We start from the raw sequence: 21,821 nt of genomic DNA on the forward strand, positions 1-21,821 counted from the left end.
CAATCAGTCGTCTGCCAAACCAAGTGAGTTTATTCGTGCGCGAAGCGTGTTTCGGTTTACGCCCAGCAAGGCTGCCGTCCTGAGCTTGTTGCCCGAAGTCACTGAAAGTGCGAGCTTTATCAAAGGCCGTTCAACCTGCTCAAGGACTTCCTGATGGATTTTGCTATCGTCAGGAGACGCTTGGAGAAGATCGGCCATGATGTAGCGGTGCAGGAGGGTCTCGACTTCCTTTTCGAAGGACGTATTCGACGAGATGTCTTTCAGCGCCTCTGCGCGTAGCTCGCGCTCGATATCGCGCTGCGAAATGACCGGGTCGGGACTGAGGGCCGCAAGGCGCATGATCAGGTTTTCAAGCTCCCGCACATTGCCGGGCCAGTCATAGGCCATCATCAAGTCCATCGCCGCGGGCTCGATTTGCTTGGCCGCGAGTCCCTTTCGCTGAGCCCGAAGCAGGAATGCACGCACGAGTTCCGGTATATCCTCTTTGCGCTGGCGGAGCGGCGGCATGAAGATCCGCACGACGTTGATGCGGTAAAACAGGTCTTCGCGAAAATCGCCATTGTCTACGAGCTTGGCGAGTGGCTGGCGCGTCGACGCTATGATCCGGGCGCCGCCCGCTTCGCGCATCAGCTTGACGAGTTGGGTCTGCGCTTCAGCCGGAAGATCGCCGATCTCGTCCAGGTAAAGCGTTGCATCTTCCTGGAAGGCGAGGCCTGGCTCTTCCGGCGTGCCGAACAGGTCCTTGCTGATCTGTTCCGTCGGCATCGCCGCGAGGTCGAGTGCCTTGAAGACTCCACGCTCGCCGGAGCCCAACTGGTGGATCGCCCGCGCGGCAAGTTCCTTTCCGGTTCCCGACTCGCCCTCGATAAGGACCGTCAGATCCGTATTCATGACGCGGGAAATGATGCGATAGACTTCCTGCATCGGATCGGACCGGCCGATCAGCGGGAGGTTTGTCTCAGCATCCCCCTTCCCAGCCCGAGTGGCCGCATCCTTTTTCGGCGGCCCCTTGAGCGCCCGCCCGACGAGATTGGTCAGCTGATCGATATCGAAAGGCTTTGGGAGATAGTCATAGACACCATGCCGGGCCGCTGACGCAGCCGTCAAAATGGTATTCTGCCCGCTCATGACGATCACCGGCAGCTCTGGCCGGGCAAGCTTGATTGACGGCAATAATTCGAAGATCGCGGTGTCGCCGAGATAGACATCCGTAACGACCACGTCGCCTTCTCCATTGCGGATCCAGCGCTCCAACGCATCAGCCGAACTGGTTGCGCGCACCTGATAGCCCGCGGTGACCAGCGTCTGGTTCACGACCAGACGGATACTGGCGTCGTCTTCTGCGAGAAGGATTGTCTTCTGACTCATGCCAAATTGTCCCGCTTCATGGGAAGGTATACGGAAAACCGGGTCTGGCCCGGCCTGCTCTCGACTTTGATCCGACCTTCATGCGCCGAAATCACTTCAGATACAACGCTCAGGCCAAGCCCTCGTCCGCCGGCCTTGGTCGAGGAAAACATGTCGAACATCTGCTCTCTGGCGCGCGGCGGAATGCCCTTGCCATTGTCTTCTACTGTAATGCGGATGGCGCGTTGCAGCCGCTTGGCGTTTCGCGTCTTGGAAAAAGCAAACCCGGTTTCGAACGCGGTCTGGAGCGTAATCTGTCCCTGACCGGGAACCTCCGCCGCCGCTTCTGCCGCATTTCGGACGATGTTCTGGAACGCCTCGTGGAGATGATCCTCGTCTCCGTAGATTTCGGGCAGTGAAGGATCGTAGGCGCGCTTCAAGGCAATCTTACCGCCGTGCGCGGCCTCTTCGGCGAGCAAGACCTTGTCGAGCAGCTCATGGATGTTGAACTTGTCGCGTCGCGGAGCGGAGAAAAGTTCAAACGCGGACAGTCGCGTGACAAGACGTTCGATCCGGCTGGCCTCGCTTCTGATGACATTCAGCAAGGAAGCCTGCTCCTCATCGGCCGTTCGCAACAATAGCTGCGCGGCTCCAGAGATCCCGGCCAGCGGATTCTTCACTTCATGCCCAAGGATACGGCCAAATCCGGAAATCCCGACTGCGCCAGATGAGCGGTCACTGACAACAGATTCAGTAACAGCGATGACGACGCCCTGCGGCGGAACGGGGCGCAGCTTGATATCAAACGTCCGGCTGCCCGAAACTCCGGGGCCGGAAATCGCGACTCCATGTGCGCTTACATCGCCGTCCTGCGAAAAAACGCGGTCGAGAAGATCGAACAGCGGCGAGTCATGATAAATGAATTCACTGAGCGCCTTACCTCGAAGGGCAGATTCAGAATGCCCAAGCAGCATCTGCGCCTCTGTGTTGGCAGCATCGATGCGACGGCGGTCGTCGATCTGGAACAGCGCGAGTGGCGCGACATCCGATAGGTTCACAGCCAGGGTCACGCGGCCACTCCTCTTTCTTCCAGAAATATATCGGCAAGCATCGACGAAAGAGCCTTCGCGCAATCGATCTGGCACGCGGCTGAGCGAGTCTCACGGCGGTCGCGCTCATCCCAGTGACCGTCTAGCTTGTCGATCGCTGCAGCGACGTGTTTGCGAACAATACGAAGCCCGAGAGACTTGCCATAGAGGGACTGGCTGTCCTCAATCTGGCTGATAAGGCTGTCCAGCTGTTCAGCTCTCGATGGCATTCTGTAAAAACCGCCCTCGAGTTCGGCGGCAATTTTTGCTGGCAACCAGGGCTGGCCCATCGCCGCCCGCCCGATCATCACGCCGTATGCGCCGGACTGATCCAAGGCATTTAGCGCTGAAGGCGTGTCGCTGACATCACCATTTGCAATGACGGGGACCCCCACGGCGTTGACGGTATCGGCGATGGCTACCCAGTTGGCCTGCCCCTTATAGAACTGGCAGCGTGTCCGACCATGCACCGTCAGCATCACGACGCCGGCCTGCTCGGCGTGCCGCGCCAGATCCGGCGCATTGAGCTGTCCATCGTCCCAACCGAGTCGCATTTTCAGTGACACGGGAACGCCCTGCCCGCCTTCAACGGCCGCATCGATTATGGCGCGCGCCAGATCGGGTTCGCGCATTAGCGCCGATCCGGAAGCTCCGCCCGTCACCTGGCGCGACGGGCAGCCCATATTGATGTCAATCTGATCGACACCCGCTTCAGCGAGCAGTTCAGCGCCCTTGCGCATATCCTCCGGGCGCCGCGCAGCGAGCTGAACAATCCAGCGCCCTCGCCCCTCATGGCGGCATGTTCGGCGAACCATGTCCTTGCGATTTGCGGCGAGCGCTTCACCGGCAACCATTTCCGACACCACAGCCGGACACCCAAATCTGACCGCTTGCCGGCGGAACGCGGCATCAGTCGACCCGGACATCGGGGCCAGCCAAACGCGTTCTGCCTCATTATTGAGCACTCTAACCATACCTTTTCTTCAATCAGATTTTTGCATTGCACAATAGTCAAGCGCCAGCTTTCTGCTCATGATAAACGTTAGCTGTGGCCATCCTGCATCAGCCGGACTATTGGCTTGTGCCATGAAAGTTCACGCCATTATCGTCGCGGCTGGCTCCGGATCACGCACCGGGAGGCAAACTCCCAAGCAGTTCGAACCCTTGGCCGGACGACCAGTCTATCGCTGGTCGGCAGACGTCTTTCTCTCCCACCCCGACGTTTCGCGCACAATCATTGTGCTGCCACAGGATTGCCCCCCTGAACGCATAGAAAACATCGCCAACTCGGGCTTGATGTGCACGACAGGCGGCAAAACGAGGTCTGCTTCCGTACTGAACGGTCTCGAGAAACTTTCCCCGGAAGATGACGACCTGGTCCTGATCCATGACGCTGCCCGGCCTGGCCTTACACAGTCGGTAATTGACGAGTTAATTGATGCCATGGTGAGCGCCGATGCTGCCGCCCCTGCCCTACCTGTCAACGACGCGCTAAAACGAAAGTACGGCGAGACGCTAACCAATGTGGACCGCGAGCAGCTTTTTCGGGTCCAGACCCCTCAGGCTTTCCGTGCTGGCGCAATCCGGACCGCTCTGTCGGAACGGCCTGAAGACTATGTCGATGACTTGTCTGCCATTGAGGCCGCTGGTGGAATCGTTACGCTGACGCCTGGACGCGCGCAGCTCCACAAGATCACGTTTGAAGGCGACTTTGCCCTTCTCGAAACACTTCTGACAGGAGGCAAAATGCGGGTCGGATCAGGTTTTGACGTTCACGCCTTTGAGGAGGGAGACGGCGTCACCCTTTGCGGCGTGCGCATTCCCCATGATCGCTCGCTCAAAGGGCACTCCGATGCCGATGTAGGCTGGCACGCCCTGACAGATGCGATTTTTGGCGCCCTTGCCCTGGGCGACCTTGGCGACCATTTCCCGCCCAGCGATGAGCGCTGGAAGAATGCAGACTCTGCCGTATTTCTGGAACACGCCATCAAGCTCGCATCTGAAAGGGGATGGGTTCTGACAAATTGCGACCTCACCATCGTGTGCGAAGCGCCGAAGATAAAGCCACACCGTCAGGCCATGCGAGAGAAAACAGCCGCCATCACCGGGCTTCACCCTGATGGTGTGTCCATAAAGGCAACGACCACTGAGGGGTTGGGCTTTACGGGTCGCCGCGAAGGCATCGCCGCACAGGCCGTTGTCATGGTAAGCCCGAAGAACGACGCATAGGGGCAACAAGATGTTTCCGGAAAAGCTACGCAATCTGTGTCTTCTAACGATCGACGAAGCACGCGAACGCCGCGTCAAGATCGCCGCCGCCGAATCCTGCACGGGTGGGCTGCTCGCGGGTCTGTTCACCGAATTCAGCGGATCGTCAGACGTATTCGAGCGAGGGTTCGTGACGTACTCCAATCGCGCCAAGGAAGAGGTCCTCGGCATTGCCGGTGACCTGATTGCTGACCATGGCGCGGTGTCTGAGGTTGTCGCCCGCCTCATGGCCGAGGGCGCCCTGGAGGCCAGCCGTGCCAACCTCGCTGTCGCGATCACCGGGATCGCAGGCCCGGGCGGCGGCACACCAATGAAACCCGTCGGCACGGTTCACATCGCTTGCGCCCGCGAGAACAAGGCAGTGCTTCACGAAGCGTGCTACTTTGGTGATATCGGCCGGCACGAGGTCCGAATGGCCAGCCTCGAAACCGCGCTCATCATGATCCGCGAGCAAATACCTTAATCGAGGGACGTGCCGTAGCGCCTGTCGGCTTCATCCTGGAACGCCTTCATGATGCGGTTCACAGCCAGGTCAGTGTTCGCCCTCGCTAGCAGGGCAAGGACTGGATTGCGAAATTCGTAGTCGATAAAGAACTCAATCCGCGTACCTGCGCCGGAAACCTCTTCCAGCTTCCAACGGTTCTTGAGGCGACGAAACGGTCCGTGGACCAGTTCAACATTGATCGTTCGAGTGTCTGGATTGGCTTCGACATCAGTGGAAAACACTTCCGAGAATCCCTTGAAGCCGACATCGGCTTCGCCCCGGAAACGTCTAATGACACCGACAGCCGGCTTCTCGGTCACTTTCATGGACCGAATCCACTTGATGAATTCAGGATATCGGGAAATGTCCGAGACAAGCTCAAAGACGTCATCCACCCTGTGCGGAATTCGGACCTGTTTGGAAAGTTTGGGCAAATCGCTAGCCGTTGGCCGCCAGTCGTGCGGCTCGCAGTTTCTGGAAGTCCTCGCCAGCATGATAGCTCGACCGCGTGAGCGGCGATGCTGACACCATCAGAAAGCCTTTCGAGCGAGCAATTTCCTCGTAGGCCGCGAACTCTTCCGGATGCACAAACCGCTCCACAGCCGCATGCTTGCGGGTTGGCTGGAGGTACTGTCCGATTGTGAGGAAATCGATGCCGGCAGAGCGCATGTCATCCATCACCTGCATTACTTCTTCCTTCGTCTCACCAAGACCGACCATCAGGCCGGATTTCGTGAACTGATTGGGATCGCGCAGCTTCACCCGCTCGAGCAGGCGAATGGAATGATAGTAGCGCGCGCCCGGGCGGATCGAGAGATAAAGACGTGGAACCGTCTCGAGGTTGTGGTTGAACACGTCTGGACGCGCGTCGATCACGCGGTTTCCCCAACCATCCTTGCGCAGGAAATCCGGTGTCAGAATTTCGATTGTGGTCCCGGGCGAGGCCTTGCGGATTTCCTCGATAACGGAGACGAAATGCATCGCGCCGCCATCCTCTAGGTCGTCTCGATCGACCGAGGTGATAACAACATGCTCCAGCCCCATTTCTCGAACCGCTTCAGCGACCCTTTCGGGCTCACTTGGATCAACGGGAGACGGCTTGCCGGTGGACACGTTGCAGAACGAGCAGGCTCGCGTGCAGACCTCACCAAGGATCATCATCGTCGCGTGTTTCTTGGTCCAGCACTCGCCGATATTCGGGCAGCCCGCCTCCTGGCATACCGTGACCAGCCCTTTTGAGTTCACGATTTCCTGCGTCTCAGCGAAGCCCCGGCTGGTGGGGGCTTTGACCCGGATCCAGTCGGGCTTGCGCAGAACGGGCGTATCAGGCCGGTTGCGCTTCTCCGGATGCCTGTATTTCGGTTTGCCATCTATGATCGTAACCATGGCCTATAAATGTACGTATGCGGTCCTCGCCGCAAGGCTCATCTCGTCATGGCTGCAATTCGTAGAATGTGACAGATTATTTGAAATGTTCACAGACTGTGACAAGTTGCATCAGACGTGATCGGCAACAGAAAAAAACGAAAAGCCCAATGTCCTCAGTACCTCCGCCAATACCGTACCAGCCCAAGAGAACGCGAATCGACATCTTTTCGGCCGTTCTGCGGGCACGCCGGGAGTTCGGCGGTTCGAAGATTGCGATCGTCGATGGTGACGAACGTGAGCTCAGCTACAACGAAATTGTCCGGGCGGCTTTCGCTCTCGGCAGCGCGATCAAGAAGCGAACCCGCAAGGGCGAGTCGATCGGAATCATGCTGCCGACCGGCGCAGGCGCTGTGATCGCTTTTCTGAGCGTTTTGGCCGCTGGCCGCGTTCCGGCCATGCTGAATTTCACCGCCGGTGCCGCAAACCTCAAATCGGCCATGAAGGCGGCACAGGTGTCAAAAGTGCTGACTGCCCATCGCTTTGTCGAACTGGGCAGCCTCGAGCCGCTCGTTGAATCGCTCGAAAGTGTCGCAGACATTATCTACCTCGAAGACGTCCGCGAGGGACTCAAGCTCGGCGACAAGATTGCAGGGGCGCTTGGCCCAGTCTTTCCCAGCCTGTTCCACGCGCGCGCTGACTACCGAAAAACCGGCGTGTTTCTATTCACGTCGGGAACCGAAGGCGAACCCAAGGGTGTCGTCCTCAGTCATGAAAACATCATGGCTAATGTCGAGCAGGTCCGGGCTCATATCGGCCTGGATCCCAAAGTGGATTCGGTTTTCAATCCGTTGCCGACCTTCCACTGCTTCGGCCTGACGGTTGGTGCGCTTTTGCCAATCATTGCCGGCGTTAAGGCAATCTTCCACCCGACCCCGCTTCAGCCAAGGGAAATCGCAAAACGCATCCGCAGCACGGGTGCAACGATCCTGCTTGCAACTGATACCTTCATCTCCCAGTACGCCCGCGCAGGCAGCGAAGGCGACATGGACAGCGTGCGGCTGGCCGTGTGCGGCGCCGAGCGGGTGCGCGACGAAACCCGCCAGCTGGTCCGCCGGAAGTTCGATATCGAAATCCTCGAAGGTTACGGCGCCACCGAAGCCTCCCCGGTCGTGGCTGCAAACAGCCCTCGAATGAACAAGCCAGGCACAGTGGGAACCCTCATGGCAGGCATGGAGTGCGAACTCATACCAGTCGAAGGCATTGAAGAAGGCGGCCGCCTTCGAATTCGGGGGCCAAACGTAATGCTTGGCTATATGCGACCAGACAATCCGGGCATCCTCGAGCCGACGGAAAACGGATGGCATGATACCGGCGATATCGTTGCCATCGATGAAGATGGCTGCATCTGGATTCGTGGCCGCGTGAAACGCTTTGCAAAGATTGGCGGTGAAATGGTCTCGCTAGCCGTTGTGGAAAACTGCGCGAGCGCCATCTGGCCTGACGATATGCATGCCGCCGCGGCCATCCCCGATCCGCGCAAGGGCGAACAGATCATCCTGCTCACAACTGCCAATACTGCTGACAGAAGTGCGATCATTGCATGGTCACAATCTCACGGCGTTTCGGAACTTTCCGTGCCTAGAAAAGTCTTTCACGTAGAAGAAATACCTGTCCTCGGGACTGGCAAGATCGACTATGGCGCGGTGAACAAGCTGGTCCAGGATCTGGCCGAGGCGTAAGCTCTTTTCAGTGACTGCCATCGCTTGATCACAATTCGGGTATTGAAGGGCCGCGCTAGCAAGGACTCAAAGGATTCTGCCAATGCTAAACAAACTGGTTGCCGGCGCATCCGCTGCCATTCTCATGGCATCACCGGCTTTCGGCGATTCCGCTAAAACCGCGGAAAAGGAACGCTTCACTCTTGGATGGCTCGAGCATGTCCGCATTGTTGGACTGGATATAGAGCTGGACGCGAAACTCGACACGGGTGCGACCACGTCTTCGATCCACGCCGTCATCCTCGAGAAACCCAAGCGCGACGAATTTGATGATGAAGGAAACGGCCGGGACATCATTTTCAAGGTCATCAACGAAGATGGCGATGAGCGCACGATCGACACCAAGATCGTCCGCTGGGCCTCGATCAAGACAAAGAAGGGCGGTCTTGTTCACCGCCCGGTCGTAGAGCTTGAATTTTGTCTCGGCGGCCGGATCATCAAGGACGAGGTTACTCTCGCAGACCGCGCACACTTCAACTATGAAACCCTCATAGGCAGAAATATGTTGAAAAGTGCAGGCATTATAGTGGACTCCAGCGACATCTATACGAAAAAGGCGCGGTGCAACGAGTGATTGCCACGCGCATTTGGGTTCGGGCGGGTTAGCGGAGACGCGCAGTGAAACGCACGCAGTTGCTTATTATCGTTTGCGTCCTGATCGCCTCCGCGCTCGGAGTCTTTTTCTACAAGGTGACGCAACTTGGATTCCCGGTCGTTCCCGACCTTGATTCGGACACCTGGACGATCGAATCGAAAGTCTCGTTTCGCGGAAATGGAGATCCGGTCACCCTGCGTCTCGCCCTACCGGAATCAAATGGTCAGTTTTCGGTCGTTGATGAATCCTTCATCGCCTCCGGTTTCGGGATCGAGACGGTCACCGATGAATCCGGCCGGCGCGCAGTTTTCGAACGGCGAGCTCAAGATGGCAGCGCTGTCATCTTCTACCGGGCCAAACTGATCGCCATCGACAGACGCATGGGTCAGTCCGATGCCGGCCCGGAACCCGAGGCCATTTCCGACTACCGGCGCTCCGAACGGCGCCGCGCCATCCAGGAAAATGCCACGCCACTCCTCGTCGCCATGGACTCGGTGCTTTCCGAAGCGCTTGAGAAATCCGCCGGTGAACGGAGCTTCATCTCTCAACTGGCGCGTTTGAGTGCCGATCGCAGTGATGACCGGATTACAACGATTATCGAAGGCGGGCCGCCTGGAATCAGTAATTCAGCCGACCGGCTGGTTTTCTTGCTTAACGCAGCAGGCACGCCGGCGCGACTGGTACAGGGCGTGATCCTCGATACCGATACCCGTCAAGCGCCCTTGGAAAGTTGGGTCGAATTCTGGATCGGCGGCGAGTGGGTCAGTGCAGACGCGCAGACAGCCGCTCGTCTGGATCCTGGCCGCGCTCTGCCGATTGTCTATGACGGCGCCCCCATCGTCGATGGGGACGGATTCCGCAGGCTTGGCGTTTCATGGTCGGTCGCACGAAACTTCGAGAGCCAGCTGCTGAGGGCCATGGAACGGGGCGAGGAGTACGCGCCCTGGGTCAATGCGACCTCCCTGCTGAGCCTTCCTATCGATCTACAGCTGGTCTTCCGGGTGCTACTACTGATCCCTCTTGGCGCGCTGATCATTGTCCTCCTGAAGCAGATCATCGGCATGCCGGCCTTCGGCACATTCATGCCGGTGCTAATCGCCCTCGCCTTTCGTGAGACATCGCTCTTCACGGGCATGATCCTGTTTGTGGGCATCGTGTCCGTCGGACTGCTCTTGCGGGCCTACTTCAATCAGCTTCAGCTGCTGCTCGTTCCTCGGCTGGCGGCAGTCCTGATTATCGTGACATTCCTCATGATGTTCATCGCGCTCGCCGGCGAAGCCACTGGCATCCAGACCGGTCTATCGATTTCCCTATTCCCACTGGTCATCATCACAATGACGATTGAGCGAATGTCTCTGACCTGGGAGGAGGATGGACCGGCCGAAGCGCTCAAAAAGGCAGCCGGCTCACTTGCTGGCGCGGTGCCCGGATACTGGATCCTGACCAATGAATACATCGAGCACGTGGCAATCGTATTCCCCGAATTGCTGCTGATCGTACTGGCCATTGTGCTGCTGCTCGGCCGCTACACTGGCTACAAGCTCACAGAGTTTGTCCGCTTCAAGGTGCTCGCCAATGAAGGCAAGGCGTCAGGCGGATGAAGTTCGGACCATTCACCAAGCTCGCCAAGGCGGGCGTCCTCGGCATGAACAGCCGGAACCTCGACTTTATTGCTGCCTATAATCCGCGGCGTCTTTATCCTCTCGTCGATGACAAGATCATTACCAAGCAGCTCGCCATAGAAGCAGGCGTCACAGTTCCCGAACTTTACGGTGTGATCCGCTATGGCGGCGAGGTTCATCTGATCGAGGAGATCGCAAAGGTTCACAAGTCCTTTGTTGTGAAACCTTCCAGAGGCTCGGGCGGTGGCGGCATCATGGTATTTAACGGTGTCGCAAAGACTGGGCTTCGCCGGATGAATGGCCAGATCACGCCATGGCCCGATATCAAGTATCACCTGAACAACATGCTGTCAGGCATGTTTTCAATGGGCGACGGCTCGGACCGGGTCATGATTGAAGAGCGGCTGGTGCCGCATTCAGCGTTCTCCAAGCTGGCTTTCGGCGGTGTCCCGGACGTTCGGGTAATCGTCTTCCGCGGCATCCCCGTAATGGCCATGCTGCGTCTTCCAACCGCTGAATCCGATGGCAAGGCGAACCTCCACCAGGGTGGTGTCGGCGCCGGGATCGACCTTATTACGGGCGTAACGACGCGCGGGGTTCAGCACAACGATGCTATCGACATGCACCCGGATTTCGAGACACCTGTCCGGGACTTCCAGGTACCCGCCTGGCCCGAAATCATGGAGCTTGCGTCGCGCCTCGGCCACCATGTCGGATTGGGTTATGTCGGTGTCGACATCGTAATCTGCGAAAACAAGGGGCCGACTTTGCTCGAGCTGAATGCCCGTCCGGGTATTGCGATCCAGACCGCCAACCTTCGCGGCCTGCGCCCCTTGCTTCTACCGATTCACGCACTGAAGGACATTCCTGACGACGTCGAGACGAGGATCGAAATCGCCAAGGCGAACTGGAAAGGCGAACCGCTCGACCGCTTCTTCGCGCCTGGCGAAACCGTCTGATTAGACGGTCCGCTTGGACTTGTCCTGCGCATTGGTGGCTTCAATCGCTTCTCTGGCCGCTTGCCATTCCGCATCCCCCCAGGCGGTGAGCGCGGCGAAATTGCCACCTGACGCATTATACATGGCTCCATCGATCGCGATGGTCTGGCCATTCACATACTCCGCACCCGGCGCCATCAGGAAAACGGCAAGATTGACAAGCTCATGCATCTCGCCCACGCGGCCCATCGGGTTCGCGGCGCCGGAATCCATACGATTGGCCCCTTCTGCGTCTGGCGCGAGGCGTTTCGACATCCCTTCTGTCGGAAACGGTCCCGGTGCAATGGCATTGAAGCGCAGACCATAGCGCCCCCATTCAACGGCGAGTGATTGCGTCATCGTATTTACGGCTGCTTTCGACATGGCAGACGGGACGACGAAGGGCCCGCCATTCCAGACCCATGTTGTCAGGATGGAGCAGACAGACCCCTTGTCACCCTTCGCGATCCAGCGCTTGCCGATATCATGGGTCATATAGAAAGATCCGCGAAAGACGATGTTGGAAATGGCATCGAAGCCCCTGATTGACAGATCCTCTGTCCTCGAAATGAAGTTGCCGGCGGCATTGTTCACCAGCCCGGTGAGCGGGCCGTGGGACGACCAGATCCTGTCATTCATGTCTGATATTGCTTCAGCCACGCGGATATCGCAGGCATGAGGCACGACCTTGCCGCCATGGCGCTCCATGAGTTCACCGGCAGTCTCTTCGCAGACGCCGCCGCGCCGACCGCAAATATGGACTTCCGCACCCAGTTTCAGAAACCCCTCTGCCATCTCCTTGCCAAGCCCGGTTCCGCCGCCCGTAACGAGAATTCTCTGGCCATCCATAAGGCCAGCCCGAAACATCAACTTGCTGGTATCCATGACGCTTTCCTCCTGCTTTTTTTTGATTACTTCTTGAGAACGGCTGTCGCCTATTTCCGGAACGGCAGACTGACAAGCCGCCACAAAACCCAAAGCGGCAGCACGATACTTGCCCCCGCCAGAAGCGGCTTCCAGAAATTCTTGGCAGCCCAGACCGCTGCCCCAAAAAGGTTTCGCAGCAGCTCGCCCAGGGCACCGACGACATTTACATCATCCGCGACAGGGTCGAATTCCAGCGCAAGCAGGAAAAACCCGACCAGAACGCACGTGACGACGAGCTTGAAGGCACCCCACAAGCTGATCCCGAAAAGGCGCTGCAGTACGGGTCGCTTGGGCGGCTTACCAGGTCTGGAGGATGCAGCCGCGCCTCTATCGACCGTCGTGACGACAGGCTCTTCCGGCGCCGCTGCTCCTGACATGTCCTAACCTTTCCGTCCGGGTTCCAGCGGCTATTCGTTTGCCGCTTTCTGCACCAGAGTACGATGCGGAAACGGAATGGAAATACCCTGCTTGTCGAACTCCTCCTTGACGGCCTTGGTCAGGAAGAACTTGAGGTCCCAGAGATCGGAGGCCTTGCACCAGAGCCGGGCCTGGATATCGACCGAACTGTCACCGAGATTCACGACCTTCACGAACGGCTCCGGATCGCTCAGCACACGCTCATCCGCTTCGGCAAGCGATCGAATGATGGCGATCGCCTTGTCCATGTCGTCGTCATAGTCGATGCCGAATGTGATATCGCAGCGCCGTGTTGCGAAGCCGGAGTAGTTCTTGATCGCCCCGTCGATTGCCTGAGTGTTGGGAATTATGACTTTGACATTGTCAATCGTCGCGAGATTGGTCTGGAACAGGTTGATGTCTTTCACAGTGCCCGTCGCACCATCGATTTCAACGAAATCGCCGATTTTATAGGGACGGAACAGCATGATCATGACGCCCGATGCAATGTTCCCGAGAGCCCCTTGAAGCGACAGGCCGATTGCCAGCGTCAGCGCACCGAGAACAGCGACAAAACTCGTTGCCTGGACACCGAACACCTGAAGGGTGGCGATGATGACCGCAGCGGTGACGAACCACCGCACGAGCGACGCAAAGAAGCCTGCGAGTGTCTGGTCAACTCCCGGCCGGTCCATGGTGCGTTTGCGAACAAGGTTTGCCAGCCAGCCGGCGATCCGCAAACCGATAACAAGCACGAGGATGGCGCCAAGCACTTTCATCGCGCCCGACATTATTATGGGCCAGTATTCCGCCCAGATCTGGTTCAGGTCGATATTCTGCAGGCTTTCCATGGTCGTCCAACTCCTTCTTGCGTCGGCAAACGGCTTCTTGTCCCGAAGCGGTTCTGAGCCTTAAAGGCCGAACCTGTCCGGACGCAGCCGCTTGCGTTCAATGTGATGAACTCTAGTGCCATTGGTCGCGAAGACCATGGCGCCGTCTCGAAACAGCGTCGCAATCGCTGCATCGAGCACGTTGAGGCCGCCTGTGAACGCACCCAGCGACGGAAGCACCAGCGAAGCACCATCGGTTACGAAGCACTTGCGCCTCAAAGCGCGCCCCCGCCCGCCTATTCTGGCAACGGGGTGCAAGTGCCCGGCAATTTCTCCAGGTGCCCCTGTCGGCTCATGGCGGAATACGATATTTCCGCGCTCCAGCTTGTTCGCGCCGATGCCACCCAGGTGCGCTGGTGGTTCGGGGTCATGATTCCCCTCCACCCAAAACCACTCCACCCGCGACGTTAGCCGCCGAATTCGCGATACGGCTTCAGCGCCCAGCCTGAACTCTGCCTGCGGGTCATGAAAGCTGTCTCCTAACGATACTACTGTTTCGGGGTTGAAAACGTCCACGAGCGATTCAACAGCAGTCAGTGTCGCCTGCGTATCATAGGGAGGCAGCAGCTGCCCGCGGCTCGCGAAATTGGATCCTTTTTCCAGATGCAAGTCCGACACGACAAGCATGCGCTGACCGGTCCACCAGAGCGCTCCCTGAGCGACGGGCAGGAACATCTCCCCTGCGACGCACAGAAACGTATCGGATGATCGGGCCGGAGCCTTTAGAGACATGGGATGAAACTTGCTGGGCGCCGTCTCCGGCGTCAAGCGACACTGGGTGTCAGATGTGCAGGACACGTCCATAAGCGGACAGGACGGACTCGTGCATCATTTCCGACAGGGTCGGGTGCGGGAAGACCGTCTCCATCAGTTCGGCTTCGGTCAGTTCGCCTTCGCGCGCGATGACATAGCCCTGGATCAGCTCGGTGACCTCCGCCCCGATCATGTGGGCGCCAAGCAGTTCGCCGGTTTCCGCATCAAAGACGGTTTTCACCAGCCCCTCCGAGGCCCCAAGCGCAATCGCCTTGCCATTGCCGATGAAAGGAAACTTGCCGACCTTGACCTTGTGCCCAGCTTCCTTGGCCTTCGCTTCAGTCAGGCCGACACTGGCAATCTGAGGATGAGAATAGGTACAACCAGGCACGTTGGATGCGTCAAACGGATGGGCATCATTGGCGCCTGCAATGCCTTCCACGCAAATCACGCCTTCATGGGAGGCCTTGTGAGCAAGCCATGGAGGGCCGGTCAGGTCTCCGATAGCGTAAAGCCCTTGCACGCCCGTCCGTCCAAAACCGTCGACGACGACGTGGGTCTTTTCGATTTTCGCGCCAAGTTCTTCGAGGCCCAGATTCTCGACATTGCCGACAATACCAATGGCCAGAATGACCCGATCTGCCTCGATCGTCTCCGACTTGCCGCCGGCCGAGATTTCCGCCGTGACGCTGTTCTTGTTCTTCTTCAGGGATTTGACCTGAGCGCCAGTCATGAACTTCAGGCCCTGTTTTTCGAACTGCTTGCGCGCCATAGCCGAGATTTCTTCGTCCTCAACCGGCAGGATGCGATCCACGGCTTCGACGACGGTCACATCGCTGCCAAGCTCATTGTAGAAGCTCGCAAACTCGATCCCGATCGCGCCTGAGCCGATAACGAGGAGTTTTTTAGGCAGGGTCTCGGGCACCATCGCATCGCGATAGGTCCAGATCAGCTTGCCATCCGGCTCTAGCCCGGCCTGCGGGATGGCGCGGGCACGCGCACCGGTGGCCAGCATGACATGCTTGGCCTGGTAGTCTTTAGTCTTGCCGTCCTTGTCCTTCACCGTGACGACGGGGGCGGGCTTTCCCTTCTTCAGGCTCGCCTCACCCATGATCACTTCGATCTTGTTCTTCTTCATCAGGTGGCCGACGCCGCCCGAAAGCTGTTTGGCGACATCGCGCGACCGCTTCACAACCGCTTGAAGGTCAAAATCTGTCTTGTCGATTTTCAGACCAAAGGATTTGGCGTTCTTGGCCAGATGCAACACTTCAGCGGATCGAAGCAGTGCCTTGGTCGGAATGCAGCCCCAGTTGAGGCAAATGCCGCCGAGACTTTCTCGCTCCACGATAGCGACTTTCATACCGAGCTGTGTGGCACGGATTGCTGCCACATAGCCGCCCGGTCCCGAGCCAATAACGATCAGGTCAAAATCAGCCAATTCGGCCTCCATAAATCAAAGCAGCATGCTTTCTGGGCTCTCGACGTAGCGCTTGAAGGCCTGCAGCCAGCGTGCGCCTTCCGCGCCACCAATGACGCGGTGGTCGCATGACAGCGTCACCGTCATGACTGTTGCCGGGACGATCTCGTTCTTTTCGTTCACAACCGGGCGCTTCTCCCCTGCCCCGACCGACAGGATGATGCCTTCTGGCTGATTGATGATCGAACCGAACGACTTGATGCCAAACATGCCAAGGTTCGAGATCGAGAACGTACCACCTGAATACTCCTGCGGCTTCAGCTTGCGCTCACGGGCCCGGCTGGCAAGGTCCTTCATCTCGGCCGCGATTGTCGCGAGGCCTTTCTTTTCGGCATTGAAGATCACCGGCGTGATCAGACCGCCGTCGATGGCCACCGCAACGGAGATGTGCGCCGACTTGTGGTAGGCGATCCCCTTGTCGGTGAAGCTCGCATTGCAGTCCGGCTCCGCAATCAACGCCAGAGCCGACGCCTTGATCAGCATGTCGTTGACGGAAATCTTCACGCCTTCCGGTGCAGCCTCATTGATGCCAGCACGCGCCGCCAGGAGTTTGTCGAGCTTGATGTCGACATTCAGCGGGAAGTGCGGCACCTGCATGAAGCTTTGCGTGAGGCGCTTGGCGACCGTCTTGCGCATTCCGTCCAGCGGTTTCAGCTCGTACGTGTCCGGCGCGTATACGCGATCATCCAGAACCTGCGGCAGGATGAGCCCGTCTGGAGATGCCGGCGCACCCGCAGCTGTTGACGCAGCGGCCTGCCCGGCCTTGGCACTTTCGACGTCCTTCTTGACGATGCGGCCTTTGGGCCCAGACCCTTTGAGGTTCGAAAGATCAATCCCGCGCAGTTTGGCCAGACGGCGCGCCAATGGGCTCGCCTTGATCCTGTCGCCGCCATCGCCGACATCGGCCAGCTTCATCGGTGTGGAACCAAGTTCGCTGGACACTGACTTTTTCGCTGAATCCGATTCTGGCTTCTCGGATTTCGGGGCGGGCTTGTCTTCCTGCTCAGGCGCTTTGGTTTGGGCCGCCTCTTCCTTCTTGGAAGATTCTTCTTTTTTCAGGCTGCCTCCGGCATCCTTCGGAGCCTCAACCTCGTCCGGATCTTCACCTTCCTCAGCAAGCACCGCGATGACTGAATTGACCTTCACACCTTCAGTGCCCGCATCAACGAGGATCTTTGCAATCGTCCCCTCGTCGACCGCCTCGACTTCCATCGTTGCCTTGTCGGTTTCAATCTCGGCAATGACGTCACCGGATGAAATCGTGTCACCCGGTTTGACGAGCCATTTGGCGAGCGTACCCTCTTCCATGGTCGGGGACAGGGCTGGCATAGTGATGTTGATAGCCATTACATGCCCTCACAGACAGCCTTGGCGGCCTTGATGATATCAGCCGTACCCGGAAGGCTAAGCGCCTCAAGATTGGCCGCATACGGAAGCGGGACGTCTTTCTGGTGCACTCGCGTTGGCGGCGCGTCGAGGTAGTCAAACGCTTCATTGACGACTGTCGCGCAGATCTCGGCCCCTACACCCATGAACCGCCAACCTTCTTCGCACGTCACGATACGATTGGTCTTCTTGACGCTTTCAATCACTGTGTCTGTGTCAAGCGGACGTAGCGATCGCAGGTCGATCACTTCAGCGTCGATGCCATCCTCAGCAAGCTTTTCGGCGGCCTGCAGCGCAAAGCCGACCATTCGGGAATGCGCGACTAGCGTGACGTCCGTACCCGGCCGGCGCACTCGCGCCTTTCCAATCGGAAGCGTGTAGTCTTCCAGGTCCGGGACAGGGAAGCTTTCACCGTACAGAAGCTCATGCTCAAGGAAGATGACGGGGTTGGGATCGCGTATGGCGGCTTTCAGAAGACCCTTGGCATCGGATGCATCATATGGTGCGACAACCTTGAGGCCGGGCACATTCGCATACCAAGCCGAGTAGTCATGACTGTGCTGGGCGCCTACCCGCGAGGCGGCACCGTTGGGGCCACGAAACACAATCGAGCATCCCATCTGCCCACCGGACATGTAAAGCGTCTTGGCGGCAGAGTTGATGATCTGATCGATCGCCTGCATTGCGAAATTGAATGTCATGAATTCGACAATCGGCTTCAGACCACCGAAAGCCGCGCCGACACCAAGACCGGCAAAGCCATGCTCCGTGATCGGCGTATCAACGACGCGCTTGGCGCCAAACTCCTGAAGGAGCTCCCGCGTCACTTTGTACGCACCCTGATATTCGGCTACCTCCTCACCCATGACGAAAACCGTTTCATCACGGCGCATTTCCTCGGCCATCGCGTCGCGCAAGGCATCGCGGACCGTGGTGTCGGTAAAACTCGTACCGTCCGGCACCTCAGGATCCTTCAGCGTGGAGGTTGATGGCGCTGGCGGCGCATCCGCCCCACTCTCGTCCTTTTCTTCCGTGGCCTGACTTTCTTCCGATCCAGGCTCGCCTACTCCCGATGCGTCGGATGCCTTATCCGGTGCATCATCTACGTCGGACGCGTCCTCGCCCTCTTCGGCCAGGCGCGCGATCACCGAATTGACCTTCACACCTTCGGTGCCTTCAGGGACAATGATTTTTGCGAGTGTGCCCTCATCGACGGCTTCCACCTCCATCGTCGCCTTGTCGGTCTCGATTTCCGCAATCACGTCACCGGAAGAGACCTTGTCCCCCTCCTTCTTGAGCCACTTCGAAAGGGTTCCCTCTTCCATTGTAGGAGAAAGAGCCGGCATCAAAACATCAATAGACATCAGGCAGACTCCACTTCTCGCAATACGTCGGTCCACAGTTCTTCAGGATCTGGCTCAGGACTGTCGAGCGAGAAATCGGCCGCTTCCTTCACGATCTCCTTGATCTCCTTGTCGAGATCCTTGAGCTCATTCTCGGATGCAAACTCTTCCTCGAGAATCCGTTCCTTCAGGCCGTCAATCGGATCATGGTGCGTGCGTATGTCGTCGACCTCTTCACGCTTGCGGTACTTTGCTGGGTCGGACATGGAGTGACCGCGATAGCGATAGGTCTTCATTTCGAGGATGTAGGGTCCCTTTCCGGAACGCGCGTATTTGACAGCCTTCTCGCCTGCCTCCTTGACGGCATAGACATCCATGCCGTCGACTTCCTCACCCTCGATCTCGAAGGAGATGCCGCGCTTGAACAACTCAACCTCCGCGGATGCCCGCGCAACGCTCGTACCCATCGCATACTGATTGTTTTCTATGACGTATACGACTGGCAGATCCCAGAGAGACGCCATGTTGAAGCTCTCGTAAACCTGCCCTTGGTTGGCTGCACCGTCTCCGAAGTAAGTGAGGCAGACATTGTCTGTCCCCTTATACTTGTTCGAGAAGGCCAGCCCCGTACCGAGCGGCACTTGCGCGCCGACAATTCCGTGCCCGCCATAAAAGTTCTTCTCGCGGGAGAACATGTGCATCGAACCGCCCTTGCCTTTGGAATATCCATCGGCACGCCCCGTAAGTTCCGCCATCACACCTTTTGGATCCATGTCGCAAGCGAGCATGTGACCGTGGTCGCGATAACCGGTGATGATCTGGTCGCCATCCTTGAGGCAAGCCTGCATACCAGTCACCACGGCCTCCTGACCGATATAGAGGTGACAGAAGCCGGCAATCTTGCCCATGCCGTAAAGTTGACCCGCACGCTCCTCGAAACGTCGTATGAGGAGCATGTCCCGGTAGAACTTCAGCGCTTCGTCGCGCTTCATTTTGAACTTCGGTTTGGAGCTTTTGCTCTTGTTAGCGGGCGCTTTCGCCATGATGCCTCCCTGATTGAAGCTCCCCTTATGTATCCTCGACCGGGGGTTCGTCCAGTTTTAGCACCTATGTCAAAATGCAGTCCCCGAGGGCTCTGTCATGACGACGATTTCGTCGGGATAGACATAGCCGAGGTCGTCGCGCGCCAGCTCTTCCACGAGATCGGGATCGACAGTGCCTGGTGTGAGCCTTGCAATGTCGCCGCGAAGCTGGTCGTTCGCGGCCTGAATCTCGGCAAGTTCCTGGCGCTTGTCGGACAACATCGACTGCATGTCGCTCCAATGGCCCAGCCCCTGCTCACCCGCAAAGGCATGGTAGGCAAAATAAGCTGTCAGCGCGCACATTGCTGCCGCGGCGTATTTCGGGGCCATGTCGGATCACCTGCTGAAACGAATCAGCAAGAGAATCCAACTTGGTTAAAAAGACCTTAACACCTAGGCGTTGATCAGGGCCCGTCCGGCATACAGCGCCGCAGCACCCAGCTCTTCCTCGATACGAATAAGCTGATTGTACTTGGCGAGACGATCCGATCTGGAGAGCGACCCGGTCTTGATCTGCCCGCAGTTCACCGCAACAGCGAGGTCTGCGATCGTAGAATCCTCGGTTTCACCCGAACGGTGTGACATCACCGCTGTATAGGCATGGCGCTGAGCCAGCTCTACTGCGTCGAGGGTTTCAGACAGCGTGCCAATCTGATTGACCTTGACGAGGATCGAATTCGCCGCGCCGCGCTCAAGGCCGAGCGCCAGACGCTCCGGATTGGTCACGAAGAGATCGTCGCCAACCAGCTGGCATTTGTCGCCGATCGCCTCGGTCAGCGTTTTCCAGCCGTCCCAGTCGTCTTCGGCCATGCCATCCTCAATCGAAACGATTGGATAACGATTGACGAGGTCTTCGAGATATTTTGCCATGCCATCAGCATCGAGCGTCTTGTTCTCGCCGGCGAGAACATACTTTCCGTCCTTGAAGAATTCGGTGGAGGCGGCATCAAGCGCGAGGACAACTTCCTCTTCCGGCTTATAACCGGCTTTCTCGATGGCCTTCATGATGTAGCCGATGGCTTCGTCGGTTGAAGACAGGTTCGGGGCGAACCCGCCCTCATCGCCAACCGCCGTGTTGTGTCCTTCGGCATGAAGCAACTTCTTGAGTGCATGGAAAACTTCGGCGCCGACCTGGACGGCTTCCGCGATGCTGTCCGCCGCGACCGGCATGATCATGAATTCCTGGATGTCGATCGGATTGTCGGCATGAGCCCCGCCGTTGATGATGTTCATCATCGGCGTCGGAAGAATGCGCGCATTGGTGCCACCGATATACCGATAGAGCGGCAGCCCGCAGCTTTCGGCGGCGGCTTTCGCAACGGCCATGGAGACACCAAGGATTGAGTTGGCGCCAAGACGCTTCTTGTTGTCGGTTCCGTCGAGTTCGATCATCAGGCCATCGATCAGGCGCTGCTCGGTTGCATCGATCCCGACCAGTTCGTCATTGATCTCGCCATTCACGGCGTCGACGGCCTTCGCGACCCCTTTGCCGCCATAGGCATCATCGCCGTCGCGAAGCTCGTGAGCCTCGTAAGCGCCGGTTGAGGCGCCGGAAGGCACGGCGGCCCGGCCCGTCGCGCCATCTTCCAGCGTGACATCAACCTCAACAGTGGGGTTGCCCCGGCTGTCGAGAATCTGGCGGGCGTAAATATCGACGATCTCGCTCATGACGAATTCCTGTTTTTCTGGCGGCTCATGTGAGAACGCCCCCGGGATGTCTCCGAGGGCGTCCACGTCGCTAATCTGTATCGTCGCCGGGCGCAAGGCCCCGCAGACCTTAGAAGTCTTCCTTCGGCTCCAGGATCTGGCGGCCGCGATACACACCGGTCTTCAGGTCGATGTGGTGCGGACGGCGAAGCTCACCGGATTCGGAATCTTCGATGAAGGTATTGCCTTTCAGCTTGTCATGAGCGCGGCGCATGCCACGCTTGGACGGCGTCGTTTTTCGCTTCGGGACTGCCATGGTCGTGTTCCAGTGTCTGGCGGAGCGAAGGCCCCGCGTGAATTCAAACCGCGCGTATACTGGCGCGTCTTCGCGAA

Annotated in this window: 22 protein-coding genes; 6 read left to right on the plus strand and 16 right to left on the minus strand. The window is 58.2% G+C overall.

Annotated features, from left to right (window positions below):
- Nucleotides 1-3: 3 nt before the first annotated feature.
- From D1227_RS18090 to D1227_RS18100, 3 genes are read right to left on the minus strand one after another with little or no spacing between them, the layout of a single operon-like run.
- A complete protein-coding gene (locus D1227_RS18090; RefSeq protein ID WP_119376667.1) occupies nt 4-1,368 on the minus strand; it encodes a sigma 54-interacting transcriptional regulator in 1,365 nt (454 codons plus the stop codon).
- Entirely contained in the window at nt 1,365-2,417 is a 1,053-nt protein-coding gene (locus tag D1227_RS18095) for a two-component system sensor histidine kinase NtrB (RefSeq protein WP_119376666.1), read from the minus strand. Before D1227_RS18095 ends, D1227_RS18090 begins: the two co-directional genes overlap by 4 nt.
- Nucleotides 2,414-3,409: a tRNA dihydrouridine synthase gene (locus D1227_RS18100; protein WP_119405686.1), complete on the minus strand. Its 996-nt coding sequence runs from the start codon at nt 3,407-3,409 to the stop codon at nt 2,414-2,416. Before D1227_RS18100 ends, D1227_RS18095 begins: the two co-directional genes overlap by 4 nt.
- 112 nt (nt 3,410-3,521) lie before the next feature.
- Here D1227_RS18100 and D1227_RS18105 point away from each other — a divergent pair, with 112 nt between their 5' ends.
- Both D1227_RS18105 and D1227_RS18110 read left to right on the plus strand, forming a co-directional pair.
- On the plus strand, nt 3,522-4,664 hold the full coding sequence (locus D1227_RS18105) for a bifunctional 2-C-methyl-D-erythritol 4-phosphate cytidylyltransferase/2-C-methyl-D-erythritol 2,4-cyclodiphosphate synthase (protein ID WP_119405687.1): 1,143 nt from the start codon (nt 3,522-3,524) through the stop codon (nt 4,662-4,664).
- Between the two features lie 10 nt (nt 4,665-4,674).
- A complete protein-coding gene (locus D1227_RS18110) occupies nt 4,675-5,166 on the plus strand; it encodes a CinA family protein (protein ID WP_119405688.1) in 492 nt (163 codons plus the stop codon).
- Here the strand turns inward: D1227_RS18110 and D1227_RS18115 are convergent.
- Together D1227_RS18115 and lipA are read right to left on the minus strand one after the other, a co-directional pair.
- Nucleotides 5,163-5,681, minus strand: a complete 519-nt coding sequence (locus D1227_RS18115; RefSeq protein WP_119405689.1) for a type II toxin-antitoxin system RatA family toxin — start codon at nt 5,679-5,681, stop codon at nt 5,163-5,165. The two genes, D1227_RS18110 and D1227_RS18115, sit on opposite strands and share 4 nt — an antisense overlap.
- Nucleotides 5,626-6,573: a lipoyl synthase gene (gene lipA, locus D1227_RS18120; RefSeq protein ID WP_119405690.1), complete on the minus strand. Its 948-nt coding sequence runs from the start codon at nt 6,571-6,573 to the stop codon at nt 5,626-5,628. The genes D1227_RS18115 and lipA overlap by 56 nt, the downstream gene beginning before the upstream one ends.
- 149 nt (nt 6,574-6,722) lie before the next feature.
- Here lipA and D1227_RS18125 point away from each other — a divergent pair, with 149 nt between their 5' ends.
- The 4 genes from D1227_RS18125 to D1227_RS18140 all read left to right on the plus strand — a co-directional run bounded on the left by D1227_RS18125 (nt 6,723) and on the right by D1227_RS18140 (nt 11,509).
- Nucleotides 6,723-8,294, plus strand: a complete 1,572-nt coding sequence (locus tag D1227_RS18125; RefSeq protein ID WP_119376660.1) for an AMP-binding protein — start codon at nt 6,723-6,725, stop codon at nt 8,292-8,294.
- Nucleotides 8,295-8,376: 82 nt separating this feature from the next.
- Nucleotides 8,377-8,907 (plus strand): ATP-dependent zinc protease family protein, encoded by a 531-nt coding sequence (locus D1227_RS18130; protein WP_119405691.1) that lies wholly within the window; start codon nt 8,377-8,379, stop codon nt 8,905-8,907.
- A gap of 44 nt (nt 8,908-8,951) precedes the next feature.
- Nucleotides 8,952-10,529 (plus strand): UUP1 family membrane protein, encoded by a 1,578-nt coding sequence (locus tag D1227_RS18135; protein ID WP_119376658.1) that lies wholly within the window; start codon nt 8,952-8,954, stop codon nt 10,527-10,529.
- Nucleotides 10,526-11,509 (plus strand): alpha-L-glutamate ligase-like protein, encoded by a 984-nt coding sequence (locus tag D1227_RS18140; protein WP_119376657.1) that lies wholly within the window; start codon nt 10,526-10,528, stop codon nt 11,507-11,509. The genes D1227_RS18135 and D1227_RS18140 overlap by 4 nt, the downstream gene beginning before the upstream one ends.
- Here the strand turns inward: D1227_RS18140 and D1227_RS18145 are convergent, their stop codons facing one another.
- The 11 genes from D1227_RS18145 to rpmF all read right to left on the minus strand — a co-directional run bounded on the left by D1227_RS18145 (nt 11,510) and on the right by rpmF (nt 21,744).
- The gene (locus D1227_RS18145; protein ID WP_119405692.1) at nt 11,510-12,412 is read right to left on the minus strand and encodes an SDR family oxidoreductase; all 903 of its coding nucleotides are present in this window, start codon (nt 12,410-12,412) and stop codon (nt 11,510-11,512) included.
- Between the two features lie 50 nt (nt 12,413-12,462).
- On the minus strand, nt 12,463-12,831 hold the full coding sequence (locus D1227_RS18150) for a hypothetical protein (protein WP_119376655.1): 369 nt from the start codon (nt 12,829-12,831) through the stop codon (nt 12,463-12,465).
- Nucleotides 12,832-12,861: 30 nt separating this feature from the next.
- Complete coding sequence (locus D1227_RS18155; RefSeq protein WP_199288214.1) at nt 12,862-13,701, minus strand: mechanosensitive ion channel family protein; 840 nt, start codon at nt 13,699-13,701, stop codon at nt 12,862-12,864.
- 60 nt (nt 13,702-13,761) lie between these two features.
- The gene (gene pdeM, locus D1227_RS18160; protein ID WP_233349889.1) at nt 13,762-14,415 is read right to left on the minus strand and encodes a ligase-associated DNA damage response endonuclease PdeM; all 654 of its coding nucleotides are present in this window, start codon (nt 14,413-14,415) and stop codon (nt 13,762-13,764) included.
- Nucleotides 14,416-14,521: 106 nt separating this feature from the next.
- Entirely contained in the window at nt 14,522-15,931 is a 1,410-nt protein-coding gene (lpdA, locus tag D1227_RS18165) for a dihydrolipoyl dehydrogenase (protein WP_233349891.1), read from the minus strand.
- 15 nt (nt 15,932-15,946) lie between these two features.
- Nucleotides 15,947-17,317, minus strand: a complete 1,371-nt coding sequence (locus D1227_RS18170) for a pyruvate dehydrogenase complex dihydrolipoamide acetyltransferase (RefSeq protein WP_119405695.1) — start codon at nt 17,315-17,317, stop codon at nt 15,947-15,949.
- Nucleotides 17,317-18,720 carry a pyruvate dehydrogenase complex E1 component subunit beta gene (locus D1227_RS18175; RefSeq protein WP_119405696.1) on the minus strand — a complete coding sequence of 468 codons (1,404 nt, stop codon included), beginning with the start codon at nt 18,718-18,720 and terminating at the stop codon, nt 17,317-17,319. The genes D1227_RS18170 and D1227_RS18175 overlap by 1 nt, the downstream gene beginning before the upstream one ends.
- Nucleotides 18,720-19,691: a pyruvate dehydrogenase (acetyl-transferring) E1 component subunit alpha gene (gene pdhA, locus D1227_RS18180; protein ID WP_233349892.1), complete on the minus strand. Its 972-nt coding sequence runs from the start codon at nt 19,689-19,691 to the stop codon at nt 18,720-18,722. Before pdhA ends, D1227_RS18175 begins: the two co-directional genes overlap by 1 nt.
- Nucleotides 19,692-19,811: 120 nt before the next feature.
- Complete coding sequence (locus D1227_RS18185; protein WP_119405698.1) at nt 19,812-20,111, minus strand: FtsB family cell division protein; 300 nt, start codon at nt 20,109-20,111, stop codon at nt 19,812-19,814.
- A 63-nt stretch (nt 20,112-20,174) separates the two neighbouring features.
- Nucleotides 20,175-21,449: a phosphopyruvate hydratase gene (gene eno / locus D1227_RS18190; protein ID WP_119405908.1), complete on the minus strand. Its 1,275-nt coding sequence runs from the start codon at nt 21,447-21,449 to the stop codon at nt 20,175-20,177.
- 109 nt (nt 21,450-21,558) lie between these two features.
- Nucleotides 21,559-21,744, minus strand: a complete 186-nt coding sequence (rpmF, locus tag D1227_RS18195) for a 50S ribosomal protein L32 (RefSeq protein ID WP_119376647.1) — start codon at nt 21,742-21,744, stop codon at nt 21,559-21,561.
- Nucleotides 21,745-21,821 lie beyond the last annotated feature (77 nt).

The organism is Henriciella mobilis, assembly GCF_003576315.1.
Classification (GTDB): Bacteria; Pseudomonadota; Alphaproteobacteria; order Caulobacterales; family Hyphomonadaceae; genus Henriciella; species Henriciella mobilis.